The organism is Kitasatospora sp. NPDC052868 (assembly GCF_044547105.1).
GTDB lineage: Bacteria > Actinomycetota > Actinomycetes > Streptomycetales > Streptomycetaceae > Kitasatospora.
In genome coordinates this window covers 1-16,754 of sequence record NZ_JBITZW010000046.1, presented here as the reverse complement: position 1 = coordinate 16,754, position 16,754 = coordinate 1, and the positions used below count along the sequence as shown (strand labels likewise).

20 protein-coding genes are annotated in these 16,754 nt (G+C 74.0%); 7 read left to right on the top strand and 13 right to left on the bottom strand.

The annotated features are described in order from the left end of the window. Positions 1-1,021: 1,021 nt before the first annotated feature. Positions 1,022-1,396, bottom strand: a complete 375-nt coding sequence (locus tag ACIGZJ_RS36630) for a hypothetical protein (protein ID WP_396461354.1) — start codon at positions 1,394-1,396, stop codon at positions 1,022-1,024. A gap of 74 nt (positions 1,397-1,470) precedes the next feature. Next, entirely contained in the window at positions 1,471-1,647 is a 177-nt protein-coding gene (locus ACIGZJ_RS36625; RefSeq protein ID WP_396461353.1) for a hypothetical protein, read from the bottom strand. A gap of 593 nt (positions 1,648-2,240) precedes the next feature. Between ACIGZJ_RS36625 and ACIGZJ_RS36620 the strand changes: the two genes are divergently transcribed. Next, entirely contained in the window at positions 2,241-2,423 is a 183-nt protein-coding gene (locus ACIGZJ_RS36620) for a hypothetical protein (RefSeq protein WP_396461352.1), read from the top strand. A 509-nt stretch (positions 2,424-2,932) separates the two neighbouring features. On the opposite strand, the gene ACIGZJ_RS36615 is transcribed toward ACIGZJ_RS36620, so the two are convergent. The 11 genes from ACIGZJ_RS36615 to ACIGZJ_RS36565 form a co-directional block, all read right to left on the bottom strand. Next, positions 2,933-3,508 (bottom strand): hypothetical protein, encoded by a 576-nt coding sequence (locus ACIGZJ_RS36615; RefSeq protein ID WP_396461351.1) that lies wholly within the window; start codon positions 3,506-3,508, stop codon positions 2,933-2,935. Beyond that, positions 3,505-4,080, bottom strand: a complete 576-nt coding sequence (locus ACIGZJ_RS36610; RefSeq protein WP_396461350.1) for a hypothetical protein — start codon at positions 4,078-4,080, stop codon at positions 3,505-3,507. Before ACIGZJ_RS36610 ends, ACIGZJ_RS36615 begins: the two co-directional genes overlap by 4 nt. A 26-nt stretch (positions 4,081-4,106) precedes the next feature. Continuing rightward, positions 4,107-4,469: a hypothetical protein gene (locus ACIGZJ_RS36605; RefSeq protein WP_396461349.1), complete on the bottom strand. Its 363-nt coding sequence runs from the start codon at positions 4,467-4,469 to the stop codon at positions 4,107-4,109. Next, positions 4,466-5,149 carry a hypothetical protein gene (locus ACIGZJ_RS36600; protein WP_396461348.1) on the bottom strand — a complete coding sequence of 228 codons (684 nt, stop codon included), beginning with the start codon at positions 5,147-5,149 and terminating at the stop codon, positions 4,466-4,468. Before ACIGZJ_RS36600 ends, ACIGZJ_RS36605 begins: the two co-directional genes overlap by 4 nt. A gap of 247 nt (positions 5,150-5,396) precedes the next feature. Continuing rightward, positions 5,397-7,157: a relaxase/mobilization nuclease domain-containing protein gene (locus ACIGZJ_RS36595; protein ID WP_396461347.1), complete on the bottom strand. Its 1,761-nt coding sequence runs from the start codon at positions 7,155-7,157 to the stop codon at positions 5,397-5,399. After that, complete coding sequence (locus ACIGZJ_RS36590; protein ID WP_396461346.1) at positions 7,154-7,606, bottom strand: hypothetical protein; 453 nt, start codon at positions 7,604-7,606, stop codon at positions 7,154-7,156. Before ACIGZJ_RS36590 ends, ACIGZJ_RS36595 begins: the two co-directional genes overlap by 4 nt. 315 nt (positions 7,607-7,921) lie before the next feature. Continuing rightward, the gene (locus tag ACIGZJ_RS36585; protein ID WP_396461345.1) at positions 7,922-8,125 is read right to left on the bottom strand and encodes a hypothetical protein; all 204 of its coding nucleotides are present in this window, start codon (positions 8,123-8,125) and stop codon (positions 7,922-7,924) included. A gap of 83 nt (positions 8,126-8,208) precedes the next feature. Further along, positions 8,209-10,032, bottom strand: coding sequence for a hypothetical protein (locus ACIGZJ_RS36580; RefSeq protein WP_396461344.1), 1,824 nt, complete (start codon positions 10,030-10,032; stop codon positions 8,209-8,211). Positions 10,033-10,345: 313 nt separating this feature from the next. Then, on the bottom strand, positions 10,346-10,549 hold the full coding sequence (locus tag ACIGZJ_RS36575) for a hypothetical protein (RefSeq protein WP_396461343.1): 204 nt from the start codon (positions 10,547-10,549) through the stop codon (positions 10,346-10,348). After that, positions 10,546-11,763 (bottom strand): hypothetical protein, encoded by a 1,218-nt coding sequence (locus ACIGZJ_RS36570; RefSeq protein WP_396461342.1) that lies wholly within the window; start codon positions 11,761-11,763, stop codon positions 10,546-10,548. The genes ACIGZJ_RS36575 and ACIGZJ_RS36570 overlap by 4 nt, the downstream gene beginning before the upstream one ends. A gap of 76 nt (positions 11,764-11,839) precedes the next feature. Continuing rightward, the gene (locus ACIGZJ_RS36565) at positions 11,840-12,550 is read right to left on the bottom strand and encodes a GntR family transcriptional regulator (RefSeq protein ID WP_396461341.1); all 711 of its coding nucleotides are present in this window, start codon (positions 12,548-12,550) and stop codon (positions 11,840-11,842) included. Positions 12,551-12,845: 295 nt separating this feature from the next. Here ACIGZJ_RS36565 and ACIGZJ_RS36560 point away from each other — a divergent pair, with 295 nt between their 5' ends. The 6 genes from ACIGZJ_RS36560 (at position 12,846) to ACIGZJ_RS36535 (ending at position 16,404) form a co-directional block, all read left to right on the top strand. Next, a complete protein-coding gene (locus ACIGZJ_RS36560; RefSeq protein ID WP_396461340.1) occupies positions 12,846-13,085 on the top strand; it encodes a hypothetical protein in 240 nt (79 codons plus the stop codon). Next, complete coding sequence (locus ACIGZJ_RS36555) at positions 13,085-13,264, top strand: hypothetical protein (RefSeq protein WP_396461339.1); 180 nt, start codon at positions 13,085-13,087, stop codon at positions 13,262-13,264. Before ACIGZJ_RS36560 ends, ACIGZJ_RS36555 begins: the two co-directional genes overlap by 1 nt. Positions 13,265-13,425: 161 nt before the next feature. Then, positions 13,426-14,427 carry a hypothetical protein gene (locus ACIGZJ_RS36550; protein ID WP_396461338.1) on the top strand — a complete coding sequence of 334 codons (1,002 nt, stop codon included), beginning with the start codon at positions 13,426-13,428 and terminating at the stop codon, positions 14,425-14,427. 18 nt (positions 14,428-14,445) lie between these two features. After that, entirely contained in the window at positions 14,446-14,853 is a 408-nt protein-coding gene (locus tag ACIGZJ_RS36545; protein ID WP_396461337.1) for a hypothetical protein, read from the top strand. A gap of 5 nt (positions 14,854-14,858) precedes the next feature. Then, positions 14,859-15,779, top strand: coding sequence for a hypothetical protein (locus tag ACIGZJ_RS36540; RefSeq protein WP_396461336.1), 921 nt, complete (start codon positions 14,859-14,861; stop codon positions 15,777-15,779). A 220-nt stretch (positions 15,780-15,999) separates the two neighbouring features. Then, on the top strand, positions 16,000-16,404 hold the full coding sequence (locus ACIGZJ_RS36535; RefSeq protein WP_396461335.1) for a hypothetical protein: 405 nt from the start codon (positions 16,000-16,002) through the stop codon (positions 16,402-16,404). The last annotated feature ends 350 nt before the right edge of the window (positions 16,405-16,754 follow it).

Genomic DNA, 16,754 nt, shown 5'->3' with positions numbered 1-16,754 from the left:
CCGGCCAAGCCCGCCGAAGACTTTCACCGGCCTCCGCTTCGCTCCACCCGCTGAAACTCCCCGGCGGGTCGACCGCCCCGGGGGCGGCCGAGCCGAACGACCCCGGCCGGGCGCGGCCACCACCGCGAGCCGCCCACCGAGGGATCACCCGCTGCCCCGACCCTTGGGGCGAAGGACGATGGCCGGCCTTCCCGGCAACGGCGGGGGTTCGTCACCACGGCCCCCAGGACGATCCCGGCCTCCACGGCGACGGCCTGGTCCACGCCGCCGACCGCACCGCCCCTCTCCCCCGACCGCGCGCGGCCGGCCACCGCCGGACGCAGACGAGAAGGCCAGCGCCGCCGAGCGACCCAACCCGCCGCCGACCGCCAGCACCAACCAGCCCACACCCAGCAGCCCCAGGGAGGTATGTCGCCCCGGTGAGTTCGCCCCGGCCGCCCTCCCACCAGCGAGGACGCCACCGGCCCCGGCGCGGACCCGGACGCCAAACGAGCAGCCAACCGAGCACCCAGACGAGCACCCAAGCGAGCACCCAGACGAGCAGCCAAACGAGACCGGCCCCGGCCGCCGGCGGGCCCGCGCCCGCGGCCGGGCACCCTCCACTCCACCGGGCCGCACGGGACACCCGAGAGGTGCACTTCGCCCGGACCCGTCCGTGGGGAAGTAGTCGGACCTCCCGCACCAGGTTGTCCCCGGCGCTGACCAGCGCGGACACGGGACAACCGGGGCCAGCCCGGAGCAACCTCCGAGGCAACCCGCCAGGCAACCTCCGCAGCAACTCGCCGAGCAACCTCCGGGGCAACCTCCGGAGCAACCACGTCGGCGGCGGGGACCAGGCCGTCGCCGACCTCGACGCACGGACGGGGTGCGCACCCGGGTGCGCAGGGGGGTGCACACCCGCCCTGACCTGCGATGGGGAGAAAACCGGTGAGAACCCCGGGGCGAAACTCACCGGCCCTCCGGACGCCCCGGGGCGAAACTCACCGGCTGTCGGCGACGGCCTGGTCCTCCTCGGCGGCGGTCAGCTGACCGTGCACCCGGCGGCGGTCAGCCCCTCGGTGATGACGGCCCGCTCGGCGGCGGTGAACGGGCGGGAGCTGTCCCACTCGTTGCGCCCGTCGAAGGCGAACAGCACGACCGGGCCGCGCGTCGTCTGGGCACCCGCGGGGTCGAGGCCGGCTACGTGCGCCAGCACGCGGACGGCGAACGGGTTCGGCTCGAACTCCGGCATGATCAGCGCGCAGTCGGACATGCTGATCCGCAGCCCGAGCGAGGCGTCGGTGAGCCAGGCCCGGCCGACTCCGTAGTTGCCCAGCGCCTCCTCGGCGGTGGTCTTGTCTTCGACCCACTCGGCGCGGCCGTCGGGGTGGATCAGGATCGAGGTGTGATCAGTCATGCGCCGACCGTAGCGGGCCACCGAGGGGCGCCGTGCCGCCTTCGGGTGACACCTGCCGCCCCTCCCCACCCCGATCACACGGTGCGTCGGCCGCGACCGCGCCGCAGCCGGTAGCCGTGCAACGAGACCACCGGCGCCGGCTCCCGCTCCTCGACCTCCGGCTGCACCCGGGCCTCGACCACGGGCGGCGGCGGGAGCTCCTCCGGCCGCGGCTTGCGGTGCTGGTGCCGCGCCGGCGGAACCTCCGGCACCTCCTCGCCCCTCGGCCGCCGATGCCGCCCCGTCCCCTCCGGCTCCACCCAGGCCGCCGACCCCGTCACCGCCGACCCCCGCCGTCCGCCCGCCGCACCACCGGCCCGCACCACCCGACCGCCCTGCCACCGCACACCAGCCTCGACCACGTCCTCATGCCCTGCCCAACGACCGCCCTGCCCGACCGGCACCACCCGTCTCGCCACACCATGTGCATTACCTGCCGCCGACCATGATCACGACGATCACACCCTTGCATCAGCCATCCGACGGCGAACCGAACCGACCACGACCACCGACCAGGAATCCAAGATCGAGAACGACCACAGCTCAGACACTTCGAGATGATCAAGGCCACCGGCCCGACAACCCACTCCTATGCATCACGACCCGAGCGACCGACCAGACACCTCTTGCAGATGCCTCTGATCATGGTCCGCGCAGGCGCGGGGAGACCCCGTTCACCGGGTGAACGGCGGTGCTGTTCACCCGGTGAACGGGATCTCGGGTTCACCCGGTGAACGCTGCCGGGACCGCCGGCCTTCGGCGTGCCCGCCGCGCGGGCCGGTCCTCGACGCTCATCATCGGCGGCATGGACTACGTGGACCGGCTCGCCGCCGAGCTGCTGGAGACCGCCCTCGACCCGCGGCTGGTGCGGCTGGTCGACGCCGTGCTCGACGCGCCGAACGGCGCCGAGGTGATCGCTTCCCTCGACCGGATCGCCGCCGCAGAGGGTCCACAGGGAAGTTGTCGGCGCCCCGAACCGCCGCGCTGACCCCCCTTGTCCCGCAGGTCAGACCCCTTGTCCTCGGCGACGTCGCCGACCCTGCTGGGGAACCCGAAACGGAACCCGAAAGAGCACCCGAAAGAGGACCCCGAACGGGACTCCAAAGGGGATCCGAAACGGAACCAAGATCGAATGGAGGACTAAGGTATCGTCACTCCGCGACGATACGGGCGGCTCTCGGGCCGTCCTTTTTGCTGCCCAGGCGAGGGCCTGCGCGGCGGTCCGGCAGGGGTGCTCGGGGGCGGTGCTTCCCGGCGCGAACGGCGGGCCGGGCGAACGCACGGGATGCGCGCCGGGGAGTGCCGACCGGGGCCGGGGCCCCGGGGCGGCAAGCGCCCGGGTACCCCGGGCAGCAACCCGGGTTGCACCCCGCCGGCCGGATGGTGCGCACCCGGGTGCGCACCCGGTTCGGCCTGGTGCGCAGCGGGTGCGCACCCCCGGGAACGCCGCTGCCCGCCTCCCCAGGCGGGCCGGGTCGGCGGGCAGCGGTACGGCGGTCAGAGCGGGCGGGTGGCCGACTCCTCGATGTACGGGGCGAGGGCGCGGGCGACCATCTCCAGCCCGGCCTGGACGTCGAGGTGCGCGGCGCCGTCGAGCTGTCCGCCGGCCTTCACGTCGCCGCGGATCTGCACCGGGGCGTCGGGCCGCTCCTGGGCCAGGTGGACCGTCGCGGCCCGCACGCCCTCCGCCAGCACCACTTCGACGGTGACCGCGCCGACGGCGGCCTCCCCGGTGTCGATCCGGTCGACCTGCCGCTCGAAGCTCCGCTCGGCGAGCCGCCCGGCGGGCACCGCCCGACCCAGGTGCCGGTGGACGTCCTCCAGGGCGCTCATCAGCCGGGTGGCGACGTCCTCGCCGGCCGCCACCGCCTTGTCCGAGCCGGACTCGATCAGGTCGCCCAGCGCGCGGAAGGCGACCGCCATCTGCCAGGCCGCGGCGGCCAGCGGCTCCGGGTTCTGCTCCAGCATCGACGGCAGCAGCTTCTCCTCGGCCTCGATGCCGATGCGGCGGACCGTGCCCGCGCGCAGCACGGCGAAGGCCGGCTGCACCCGGCGGTGCCCGGCGGCGCTCACTGCTGGCCGCCCTTGCCGGTCGCCAGCGGCGCCAGGATGCGGGCCAGCTCGTGCAGCCCGTCACGCACGACCAGGTGGTCGGCGACCGGGACCGGCACCGTGGTGTCGTCGTCCAGCACGGCGACGGAGCGGTGCGCGTCGGTCATGGTGAGCGCGACCGTGGCCGTCTCGTCCCCGGCCAGCAGCAGTTCGGCGGTCAGCGTGCCGACGACCGGCAGGCCCTCGCGCAGGTTGCTGTCGACCAGCCCGACGTTGCGGCCCTTGAGCTCGGCGGGCGGCACCTGGTCGGCCATGTGCTCGTACACGTGCCCCGAGGCCCGGCGCAGCCGGGACAGGACCTCCTCGCCGCACTCCAGCTGGTCGACCGGCTCGGCGGACACCAGCCGACCGAACCCGCTCAGCGCGATGGAGAGCTGGGCCGCCGCCTCGCCGAGCGGCGTGCGGTCCGGCCCGATCCCGGCCGGGAACAGCACGTCGGAGGCGTGCCGCGCGAGGTCGCGCACCGCCTGCGGGTCCAGCGGCGCGGCCGGGGACAGCTGCCCCGGCACCGCGGTGGTCTGGTAGGTCGTCATCGTCGTCTCCCCTGCGTCGGTGGCGGTCACCACGTGAGTTCTTCCTGTCCCCGGATCTGCGGGCCGGGCCCGGCCTGCTCGGCCTCGGCCTCCTCGGCGGCCTTGCGGGCCTTCGCCGCGCCGGCCTTGCCGAACGCGCCGAAGATCCGGTCGAGCTGCTTCTCGTGGCGGCCGTGGATTGCCGCCAGCTCCCGCTGCCGGACCCGCTCCTCGTGCGCCCGCACCCTGCACCCGGGCTTGCAGTACTTCGGCGCCGGCCCGCGCTTGTTCGCCGGGACGAACGGCGTCCCGCACCAGACGCAGACGCGCAGCGTGGCGGCCCGCTTCGGCTTCGGCTTCCGCTTCGGCGGGTCCGCCGGCTGCTCGGCCCGAGTGGTCTCCTCGGTCACCGCAGCCCCGTGGCGAACGCGGTCAGCTCAGCGTCGACCCGGGTCGAGGCGGTGGCCCGGATCAGGTCGACCATGTACCGGCCGTAGAGCTCCTCCTGGAGCGGGGTCAGCTCGATCCGCTCCTGGCCCGCCCCGGCCCGGACCAGGGCCAGCAGGTCGGCCCCGTCCTTCGCGGCCTCCCGCGTGATCTCGGTCTTGAGCACCGGGGCGAGCGCCCGGCGGACCCAGGCCGCGACCTCCTTGCCGTCGGTGCCCTCCCCCCGCCACCACGGCGCGTGCCGGTCGCCCGCCACGTCGTCGAGGAACGTCGACAGGTCGTCCTCCGCCTTGGCCAGCTCGTCGCGCAGCCAGCCCAGGTGAATCAGGTCCCGGGCCTCGACCTGAACGTCGAGCAGCTGCACCAGCTCCGTCCGGCCGTCGGCGCCGATCAGCACCGGCACCCCGGGCACCAGGTCGGCCCGGCCGTAGACCACGTCGGCCGTACCGGTCCCCAGGGCGTCGAGGACCCGCAGGTACGACTGGTAGATCACCTCACCGTCGACGTGGCTGGGCAGCGGCGACCACGACTCCCCGTCCTCGTCCGGGAGCGGGCGCAGCTGGATCAGCAGGCCCTCCTCGATCGCGTAGAGGTCGGCCAGGACGTCGGGCTCGGCGGGCAGCAACAGGTTGACCTTGGGCATCGGGGCCCCTCTCGGCACGGTCCGGGAGCACCGCGACGGGCGTCCCGGGCTCTGCCCCAATCCTAAAACCCGTTACGTAACGAGTTCTAGAGCGCGCGGAGGTTCGCGGGAGCGCGGCGGGTCCGCGCGCGCCCCCTCCTCCGTGGCCGGTCGGGGCCGTTCCCGGGACCGCCGGTCAAGGGGTGCGCACCCGGCATCGGCCATGGTCACGGCAGGTGCGCACCGGGGTGTGCACCCCCGGCGGCGGCTACCGGCCCGGCGCGCCGCCGCGGCCGCGCGGGTCGTTGCCCGGGCGCAGGTGCGGCGGGAACTGCTGTCCGAGTCCGGGGCCGGCCTTCTTCGGCGCGGCCTTCTTCGGCACCGCCTTCTTCGACGGCCTGGCGGTGGTGCTGCCCGCCCGGGCGGCGCGGGCGGTCACCTCGCGGGCGAGGTCGGCGCGGACCTGGTCCTCCAGCTGGAGCCGCTCGGGCGGCAGTGCGGCGCGGCGGGCCTGCTCCGCGAGCAGCTGCTCGACGCCCCGCCTCGCCTTCGCCACCGCCAGCCGGGCGGCCTGGAGCGGCGGCTGATGGTCGATCTGCTGGATCCGCGCGTTGCGGGAGTCCTCGCCGATCGCCGCCCGCTCCGCTTGCTGCCAGCCGCTCTCCAGCGCGGTCAGCGCCTCGTCGTACCGGCCCCGCACGTCCGGGGCGGCCTCTGCCGCCCGCTCCAGCGCCCGCGCGGCCAGCCCCTCCAGCCGGGCGGCCTCAGCCTCGGCTCGGGCCGCCAGGGCGGCGGCGGTGGCCGCCGTGTCGGCCGCCTTCTTCGCCTTGCGCGGCCAGCGCGAGGCGGTGCCCGCCTTCGACTCCGCCTCGACCTCGCGGGCGGCGGCGGCCTCCTGGCGGTGCTGCCCGGCGGCCGTGGCGTGCCCGTCCGCCTCGGCCTCGTGCCCGACGGCGGCCTGCAGTCCGATCCGCCGGCGGTGGAGCTCACCGCGGCGCGGGCCCATGCCGACCCCGGAGACCAGGCCGTCCAGGCGCATCGCCGTGGCCGTCTCGGTGGCCAGGGTGCCCTCCCGGGTGTCCAGGGTGGTGCGCAGGGTGCGCAGCGCGGTGACCAGGTCGGGAACCGTTCCGGCCGGGGTGGTGCCCAGGGTGCGCACCACCTCCGCCCGCTGGTCGACGGCGCGCTCGCGGGCCTCGGCCAGGCGCAGCGCGGCCAGGTCCGGCCCGGTCGCCTCGGGCGCGACGGCCTTGGGCTCCAGCACGGGGCCGAGCTTCTGCCAGGCGTAGTCCTTGCTGGTCTTGCTGGCGGTCACCCAGACCTGGGCGCCCTCGGCGTCCGTCCAGGCCGGGACGGAGAACGAGTACCCGTTCATCCGGCCGGTGCTGGCCACGTTCGCCCGGTAGTCCACGCCGTGCTGGCGCAGCTCGGCCTCGAAGGCCGGCCTTCCCCGCCCGGCGGCGGCGGCGACCGCCTCGGCGACGGCCGCGCGGATCTGAAGCCGCTCCGGCTCGACCGCGCCGCGCTTCACCGACGCCGCCCGCTCCTGCCCGCTGACCTGCGGGTTGCGGCGGTTGGAGAGCGCGCCGGCGTCGACCAGGCGGTGCTGCTTCTCCAGCGCGCGGACGATCGGCATCGACTTGAGGTAGTCGCCGTGGTCGTCCACCACCCGCCGGTCCCAGCCGACCCGGCTCACCGTGATGTGGACGTGGTCGTCACCGTGGCGGACGACCACCCAGGGGCACCCGCCGTAGCCCATGCGCTCGACGTACTGCTGGGCAATCACCGCGAACCGCTCGTCGGTGAGCACCCCGTCCTCGTCGGGCAGGCTCAGCGAGCACCGCCAGATCGGGGTTTTGATCCCGGACGGCCGGGTGTGGTGGTCGATCAGCCTGGCCACCTGCTGCGGGGTGCCCGGCACGTTCCCAGCCAGCACCCGGGCGTCCTGGTGTTCGTCGCGGCGGCCGGGGCCGAAGTCGTACCGGATCGCGCCGCTGGCCCGCTTGCCCTTGGTGATCTTGGCGATCACGCCGGGTCCACCCAGGTCCCGGGCCCCAACGGCTCGACGTCCTCGACGTCCTGGTCCTCGTCGTCCTGGTCGACGTCGCCGAACGGCCGCAGCCCGCGCATCACCAGCGCGGCGTCGCCGACCGCCTCGATCGCAGCCGCCAGGCGCGGCAGCAGGTCGGCGGGCAACCCGCCGGAGTGCACCACACGGGTGAGCTGGTTCAGGTCGTTGCCCACCCTGGCGAGTGCCATGTAGGCGCCGTGGTTGACCTCGGGCACCCGCGGCACCTCGCCGAGCCCCGGCCGGCCGAGCGCGTCGTTCACCGCCGCGCGGGCCCACACCGCGAACTCCTTGTGCTCGGTGGCCGCGAACGCCGCCTGCCACAGCTCCTCCTCCTCGTCGGAGAGGTTCACCGTGTGCCGGTTCGACCGGTACCCGGCCGCCGTCAGCCGCCCCGTCTTGCCACCCACCACGCCCGCCTTTCGCCGCTCGCGGATGCCGAGCACGCGCCCCCTCGGGCGCGGGCCGGCGGGCCCGTCGCCGCCAGGCGGCGCGGCCCCATCCCGACCCCGAAGCGTAGCGAGGGGCGGGCGAGCAGGAGCAAGCGCAGCGCCGCTCCCTAGCTCGCTCCGTCGTGGTGTGCGGGACTGGGCGGCCAACGCCCTGGACCGTGCGCCGCGACGGCCTCACCAGCGCTGATGCCTGATCTCACGTCACCGGCCCCAGCGGCCGGGCCCCTCGGGCCCGGCTCCCGGCGCTCGCGCCGGGGGGAGCGGCCACCCGGGTCAGCCGGCTGACGGCGCCTGGTCCCCCGGCGTCCGCAGGGCGAGCGGTCGGCGGCCGGTCGGCGTCGCGGCGGCCGGGACCGCCGGCGGATCCGCGGGCGCGAGCGCGGCCTGCTCGGCGACGGTCCAGCCTCGGCGGCGCGGGACGTCGGCGACGGCCTGGTGCTCCGGGTCGTAGCCGGGGCCGAGCGGGCGGCGGGTCATCGAGGTCTCCTCGGGTCGGGGGTGCGCACCCGGGTGCGCACCCGATCGGGGCTGGTGCGCGGGGGTGCGCACCTGGTGTGCGGTCAGCACAGCACGAGCTGCTGGGGCTTCGCGTCGGCCTCGGCCTTGGCGCGGGCGCGGAACTCGGCGAGCAGGTCGGCTCCGGGGTCGGCGCCGCTCAGCTCGCTGCTGGACGGGGGCGTGTCCGGGGCCGGCTCTTCGCCGGGCACCCAGACGTCGCGGCCCCAGACGATCTGCACCGGTCCGCCCCGGCGGCGCTTGGCCGGGTCGGTGGCCGACCAGCGCTCGATCTCCTCGGCGTTCCACTCCTCGATGAGGCCCTGCACCTTGCCCATGCCGCCGGTCTCCACGGCCTTGCGCATGGCCAGTGACCTGCCACGACGGCTGATGACCCCGGCGAACCAGGCGGCGAGGGCGACGGTCAGCACCACGGGTGCCGCCTCCGCGTCCTTCTCCTCCTGGGTCTTCACCTGGTCGTCGTCGTCCGGCGTGTCGATGCCGAAGTACGCCTTCGCGCCGGGCGACCAGCGCAGGTACCGCTGGCCGTGGGCCGCCGCGACGTACTCGCGCCACAGCGCGAGGTCGTGCCGGTCCTTGGCGGGCATCGCCTTGCGGGCCTCGGCGTCCAGGCCCTCGACCCGCTCCAGCCAGTCCTCGGCGATCTGGTGCGGGGTCCGCCGGCCCTTCTTGCCGGTCTTGGTGTCGGCACCGGTCATCTCCTTGACCATGTACTTGGCGAACGCGCCCTCCTCGCCGGGCTTGGGCACGAGCAGCTTGACGCCGCGCTCCCGGCTGGGCAGGTAGCCGCCGGCCTTGGTGACGCCCGCCGACCAGCGGCGGTACAGGACGTCCTCCAGCTCTCCGGCCTGCTTGGCCGTCAGGGGCTTGGCCAGGAAGTACTGCACGTGGAAGTGCGGGTGCCAGCCGTTCGATGTGCCGTAGGTGGTCTCCCACACCCGGACGTCGAAGGTGATCCCGTACTTGGCCTTGATCTTCTGCCACTGCCGCCCGGAGTGCTTGCCGAAGGCGTATGCCCAGGCCAGGCGCTGGATTCGGATCAGGTCCTTGAGGGTGCTGCGGCTGTAGTGGCGCAGGGTGAAGGTGCCCATGGCGAGGCCGTGCCGCTCCTCCGCCCACTGGCCGTTGGCCTTCTCCAGGTCGGCGCGGCGCTGGGCCTTGATGCCCTGTCCGCAGGTCGGGCAGGTGTGGACCCGCTTGCACTGCCGGAGCTGGGTCCACCGGGCCCGCTTCCCGTCGTAGGTCATCGGGACGTCGGTCTTGGTGCGGGCCGCCGCAGGGACGGGCAGCCGGTTGCAGGCCCGGAACGGCTCGTCCGGGGTGTACGGCTGGATCCGCTCGCGGAAGTCGTCCAGGCGGTCCCGGCGGGCGTTCTCGGCCTTCCGCTGGGCCTTGTCGGCGGCGACCTTCGCGCCCCTCTGACGGGACGTCTCCTGCCGGTCTGACCTGCTGGAACGGCCTCCAGTGCCGTCCTGGGGGGTTGCGGTTTTTCCCAACTTCCCGAGGCGCACCGTCTGCCCTGCCGCCCCAGGTGCCGCCTGTGACCGTTTCGGGGGGTTTGGGGCGATATATGACGGGTCGTTGGCCTTGAGCAGATCGAACACCTTGGCGGAGCGGGCGAGGAACGCCGCCTCCTGCTCGCGGGTGAGGTGGAGTCCGCCGGCCTTCTCGGCGGCGGCGACGGCCGCCAGGCCGGGACGGCCGCGCCGGTCGGGGCGGACCTCCGCCCGCGCCTGGCTGCCCTCGTGGCGGTGGGTGTGCTCGGGCTGGGGGGCGGGCGTCGGCTCGCCGGTGAAGGTCGCCGGGGTGACCGGGTGCTCGACCGCGCGTGCGGGAGCGACGTCCGGGCCGCTGGCCTGGGGGTGCATCTGGTGTGCACCGGGGTGCGCACCTTGGTGTGCACCAGTCTCGTGGGGTGTTGCGCCGAGGGGCACTTCACCCGTTACGCTTGTCAGCGTCGGGTTCCTCTGCTGTCGATCGCCGGTTCAGTGGCGACAGTGAAGGGATTCGGCCGGACGGCGGGGCCTGCCAGGGCCCTTAGTCCAGCTTTTGTACTGGGGTAGATCATGCCGTACGAAAGCGCTACGTGAGGTGCACGGCGCGAAAGTGACCCGTGTGACCTACAAGACCGTCAGGGCCCGTCCCCCGTCAGGGAGGCGGGCCCTGCGGCGTTTCTGGTGGTCAGCAGAACTCTGCGGCGAGGTCGGCGCGGTTCTGCTCCACCGCGAGGCTGCGGCGGATTCCGCGGCGGTGCTCCCACTCGTCGGTGCAGCTGCGGACGAGATCGCGGATCACCGGGTCCGGGTCGTCCTGGTGCTGCTCGATTGCGGCGGCCAGTTCGGCGTTGGTGAACTGCGGGACGGTCTTGTTCGGCCAGGTGCTCACGCGGCGGCCTCCCCGCTGACGACCTTGCGGACGTAGCTCGGGGAGCACTCGGCGAGCTTGGCGGTCTCGCGCTGGCTCTTGCCCGCCGCGATGGCCTCCAGGATGATCTCCCGGCGGCGCTCGGCGGTCATCTCTCCAGTGGTCTCCGGCTCCTGGTCGTCTTCGTCAACCTGCTGGTCAGAGCCGGTGTGCACCGGGGTGTGCACCTCGGTGGGGACGGACTGGAGCCAGCGGTCGGCGGGGAGCTGGAGCTGCGCGGGCTCGACGGCCTGGTCCTCGACCACCTCGGCCTCCTGGTACGAGGCGGCGTAGATCGACGGGTCCGGCTGCCACGACTCGTTCTTGATCCAGTCGGTGGCGTAGGTGCCGGTGACGACCTCGGGCTCCTCCTCGACGGCGGGCGGCTGCTCGACGGTCGGCGTGGTCGGCGGCTCGACGGCGGCCGGGACCACCGGGGCCGGGGCGGCGGGGAGTTCCGCCGGCTGCTGCGCGGGGACGCGGTGGTACAGGGAGTCGAGCGCGGTCAGCGCGGTGGTGGCGGTGCGCTCGGCGTAGGCCGCGGGGAGCTGCTGGCCGAGGCGGGGGTCGTTCCGGCCCAGGCGCTTCGCCAGCCGCCAGGCCGCCTTCGCCGAGCGGTTGCGGGTGCGCTCGTTCGGGTGGTGCTCGGCCCGCGCCTGGTGCCACTCGATCCGGCGCAGGGTCTCGCCGGTCTTCCGGTCGGCCTCGGCGTCGACCCCGCGCGAGGCGACGACGATCGAGCGAGCGAGGTACCCGGCCATCTCCGCCGCGACGGTCATCGCCAACGGCGTCGCCAGGTTGACCATGACGTGCTGGTAGTCCGGGGTCTTCTGCATCAGTGCGGCCGTCGCGCCGGTGACCGATCCGGCGATCGGGATCAGCCAGAGGCCGAGCCGCATGCCCAGCGGGTAGGGCCTGGAGAGGAGCGTCAGGCCGACAAGTCCCAGGCCCAGGACGGCGGTGCCGCCCTCGCCGACGGCGACGACGCCGAGCGCGGTGGTGCTCGACCCGAGCGCGGTCTTCATGTTGCCGTAGGTGGCGATTCCGCCGGCGATGCCGACGCTGATCATCGCCACGAACATCACGCCGAGCACGATCCTGGCGGCGGTGCTGATGGGCTGGTGAGCGGGGGTGTGCACCTGGTGCGCGGGGGTGCGCACCTCGGTGCGCGGGTCATACTCGGTGGTGCGGTTCACGTGGGACCTCTCCTCGTGGATTCTGCGGGCCGACCCCGGCTGCACGGGGTCGGCCACAGTTGTGTTGCGGACTTGATCAGGTGAGCGGCGTCGACCAGCGGAGCACGGTGCTGCCGTGCGCCACCTTGACGGCCACCTCGACCACCCGGCCGTCGGTCAGGAAGACGGTCCGGACCACCTGGGTGACGACCGTAGACCCGGTCAGCCCCAGCAGGTCCTTTTCCGGCTCGGTGGCGAGCCGGGAGGTGACTTCCTCCAGGACGCTGCTCTGCGGGACGCCGAGGCGTTCCGCAGCCAGCTCCCTGCTGCCTCCGGTGGAGACCGGCTCGGTCAACTCCGGCGTCACCTCGATGACATGCGGCGGGTAGAACGACGAGCTGACGTGCACCGGCACCCCGCCCCGACTGACGACCCGCCGGCGGACGTGGACCGGGCTTCCGGGCTCGACGTCGAGCCGGGCCGCCACGGTCTCGTCGGCGCCGACCGTGCCGACCTCCACGATCCGGGAGCTCTCCGACTCACCGAGCGCCCTGCCGGTCGCGGACCAACTACGGACCCGGGCCGCGATGTTGTCGCTGCCGAGCTGGGCGACGACGGTACCGCCGCCGGTGGTCGCGGTGGTCAACCCGTCGGCCCGGAGCGCCTTGTAGGCGCGGGCAGCGGTCTGCTGCGCGACCCCGTACTCGGTCATCACCTCCCTGAGCGTCGGCAACCGGTCGCCCGGCCTGAGCTGTCCCGACTCGATCTGCCTGCGGAAATCTGCGGCGATCGCTGCGTATCCGGCCATTCCCTCCTCCTCCTCGTCGGACGGGCGTGCTGCCCGCTCATCACCAAACGGTAGACCAAGAGGACCGTACATCACTAGAGGGGTAGACCAAGTCAGTGTTTTGGTCTACATTCGGTGATGCAAGAAGCCCCGACCGGAAGCGACCCGGCCGGGGCTCTGGCCAACCCCCTCCGTGAAGGGACTCAGCCGTGCCCGACGCTACCCCGAAGATCCCCCCGATCACCCCCGCTGACCTGGCCAAGGCCGGGTCCGCCGCGGCCCGCCTCCTGCGCGGCCTGCTGGGCGGTGGGTCGAAGTGACCGACCGCAGCCTGCCGATCATCGGCGCGATCCGCCCGACGACCACCACCTCCTACACCGCCACCGAGCCGATCACCGCTCAGCAGCTCACCGAGCTGATCCGCTCCCCGTGGTGCCGCTCGCTGAAGGCGACCGACGGCCCGACCAGCCCCGCCGGCTGCGTGACCTACTACGCGCTGGTCGAGATCGACGGCGACGTCCTGGTCGTCACCGGCACCGCGCGGGGGGAGCGCTGATGTTCCGCCGCAGCGAGGCCAAGCCCTCGACCCGCACCGAGACGCCCGACCACCAGGCCGCCGACGGCCGGGTCTGGTCCGGCAGCGACTACGACGAGGCCCGCGCCAACGGCCGCGTGGTCCACGCCCCGCGGACCACGCACAGCCGCGACCAGCTCGGCCAGCCCACCACCACCTGACCGCCTCGGGTGCGCACCCCCTGCACACCGGGGTGCGCACCCCTCCCGACCTGGAGAAACACAGTGATCGGCAACTTGATCTGCTTCTTCCTGATCCTGGGGGACGCGGGGCTCACCTGGTACTGCATCCGCCTGCTGATGCGCCGTGAGGGGTGGAACCGGTGACCGTCCCCCCGCCCCCGTCCGAGCCGCCCACCGTCGGCATGCCGACCCCCGAGCCCGCCGTCGAGGTGGTCACCGAGTGGTGGCGCAAGGAGATCCCGGCCCAGCCTGTGCCCGGCGTCCACATCCCGGTGCCGCTCGGCGCCGGCCTCGACCTCCCCTCGGTCGAGGCTGCCGCCGCCGCGTTCTGGGCCCCGGTCGGCCAGCTCCTCACCGAGCAGGCCACCGCGATCGCCTCGCAGGTCGGCCAGCAGGTCGGCCAGCTCCTCACCGAGACCGAGCCGCAGCGGTACGCCCGGCAGCAGGTCGAGTACGAGGCCCTGGTCAAGGCCCAGCGAGCCGAGCGCGACGCCGCGTTCACCGCCGCAGGGGAGACCGCCGCCGAGCGCGCCGAGCGCCACCGCGTCGAGAAGATCCTCACTCCCGACCAGCCGCTCCGCCGGGACGACCTGGTCGGCCTGGTCGACATGCTCGGCGCCCGGATCACCGAGACCCCGGAGGACCGGGCCGCCCGGCTGCAGACCGAGCGCGAGAGCGCCAAGCTGCGGGCCCGCGCCGAGGAGGACGCCCGCCTGGCCGCCGCCGGGGAGACCCCGGAGCAGCGCACCAAGCGGCACCGTCAGCAGCAGCTCGCCGACCAGCGCGAGGCCAAGGCGCGGGCCCGCCGCCAGCGCCGCCGGGCCGCCCGCGAGGCCGGTCCCTCCGACCGCACCCGGCGCTTCCGGCGCTGGTGCGTCCTCACCGCGATCAGCGCGACCGGCGGGTACATCACCGGCCTGATCCCGCTGATCACCCCCGGCGGGCCGTACGTCGGCCTGCTCCTGGCCCTCTTCGGCTGGGCCATCGACCTGCACCTGCGCGACCGGGGCCGCCTGCGCGTCAGCGAGGTGACCCGGCCCTTCCCGCTCGTGCTGATGGTCCTGGCCCGCATCCCGGTTGCCTCCGGCCTCGCCGTGGCGCTCGGCCTCGGCGACGTCCTCGCCGCCCTCCCCCTCTACTGACCTCGAAGGAGACCCACCATGAGCACCCTGATCGCACTCGGCACGGGCGGCGCCGCCACCGTCACCACCATGTACCTGTACGTCGGCGTCCGCGGGAAGAACAAGATCAAGGTCGACCCCGACCACGTCCCCTACTGGGCGTTCGGCATTGGCCTGCTCTCCGCCAACGCGGGCACCGCCTTCCAGCAGCTCGCCGGAATCGGCAACCAGCTCAGCACGTCCTTCCAGGCCAACGCCGCGCTCGGCGAGTGGAAGACCGGCGCGACGGCCGCCGTGCTGACCATCGCGGTGTTCGGACTCAAGCCGCGGGCCTGGAAGGACTCCCTGTTCGGTGCCGTCGCCCCGTCCCTGTTCACCGCCGCCGGCGGACTCTGGGCCCTGCCGTCCAGCATCCTCAGCGGCCTGATCACCTCGTTCATCGGCTGACCGCCATGGAGAAGATCATCCCCACCGAGGGCCTGCGCGCCACCCTGCTGTGGCCGGTCACCGGCCTGTGCACCGGAACCCCCGTGCTGATCCACAAGCTGATGACGCCCCACCGCACGCGGCGCGCCGAGGCCGCCGCGCTCCAGGCCAACCGGGAGCGGATCGCCGCCGAGGTCGCCGAGGCCGCCGAGATCGCCTTCGCCAAGAAGCTGATCGCCGAGACCGACCCGGTCAAGCGCGCCGCACTCCTCCAGGCCCAGGAGGCCGGGCAGGTGGCGGCCCGTGAGGTCGAGCTGGAGCGGGCGAAGGCCGCCCGCAAGGCCAGCTTCGAGAAGTTCAAGGACTCCGCCGGCGCGGCGGCGCTGCTGCTCGTCGTCGGCGGGCCGCTGGTCTGGTCCCTGGCCCGCCCCTGGGTCGGGCCGGGCATCGGCCTGCTGGCCGGGGTGTGGTGGATCGCCGCACTGATCCACGCCCCTGCCCCGGCGAAGGCCTCCGCCGAGGACGACGAGCAGCTGCTCGACGGCGACGACCTCGACGGCGACGACCTCGACGCCGTCGAGGACGCCGAGGACGACGAGGACCAGGCCGTCGAGGACCTCCCCGGCGCGAAGCTCACCGACGCCGAACTGGTCTCCACCGTCGAGTGCATGGTGGCCATCCGGGCGCAGGCCGACGAGGGCCGCGGGCACGTCCACCTGTCCGAGGTCCTCGCCTCCCTCCAGCGGCACGGCCACTACCCTGCGTACAGCACCCGGGATTTCGGCTCCGTCGCGCGGGCCGCCGGCCTCCCCGTCGAGCGCAAGATCCGGGTGGGCAAGGGGGTCTCCCCGGGCCTGTCCGTGGCGGGCTGGGAGGCCCACTTCGGGCGGCCCCCGGCGCTGCCCCAGCAGCCGGTCCCGGACCGCCCTCTCGCCGAGGCCGTGTAGACCTCCCCGATCAGCACCACCTGAGCCCCCGTTCGGCCACCGGCCGGGCGGGGGCTCTGGCATGCTCGGACAGCCCCTTCCAAGCCCTCTCCCCCGGGGAGGGCCAGGGCCTCGCCGGGCTCGACTACACCCGGCGGCTGACCTGCGAAAACCACACGACTACACGCCCGACTACACGCCGACTACAGCCCTCGACTACACGCCCCGCCGGGAGGGGATCATGATCTTGCACCGGTACCGCTGCGGGGTCTGCCGCACCATCAGCGACCACCAGTACCCCTTCGAGGCGCGGGACGAGCAGCGTCGGCACATCGACGCCGTGCACGACGGCCGGGAGCCCGAGCAGCAGAGCATCACCCCCGTCGACGCCCCGCCCGCCCCGGTCCGCCCCCTCCCCTGGGCACCGCCGGCCCCCGCCTGGGAGAGCGCCAATCGGCAGCTCCTGCGCAGCACGGTCGCCCTGGTGACCCGGTCGAAGCTGTCACTGACCGTCACCCTGGTGGTGGTCGCCTTCGTCGGCTGGCGGGTCTACGAGCTGTTCTCCAACCTCGCCGCAGCCCTGCCTCCGCCCCGCCCGTTCCCCACCCCGTCGGCTCCCCTCGCTCCGCCCGCCGACCGCCCCTGAACCGGACCGCGCGTCAAAACCCGTTACGTAACGGGTTCGAGAGCGGGTGTCCGGTTCGCCCGGGTTCTGCACCCGCCCCTCCCCTGCCGCCGGAGGGTGCTCCGGCTCGCGTCACGGCATGCCTCCGGCGGGCCACCTCCAAGGGGGTGGGCCCCGGTGATCTTGGTGTCTGCACCTCGGTGGGTGGTGCGGGCCGTTGCGCGGGTGATCCCTCGGTGGGCGCCTCCGAACCCTGCCACCCCCAACCGGGGCCGCCCGGCCAAGCCCGCCGAAGACTTTCACCGGCCTCCGCTTCGCTCCACCCGCTGAAACTCCCCGGCGGGTCGACCGCCCCGGGGGCGGCCGAGCCG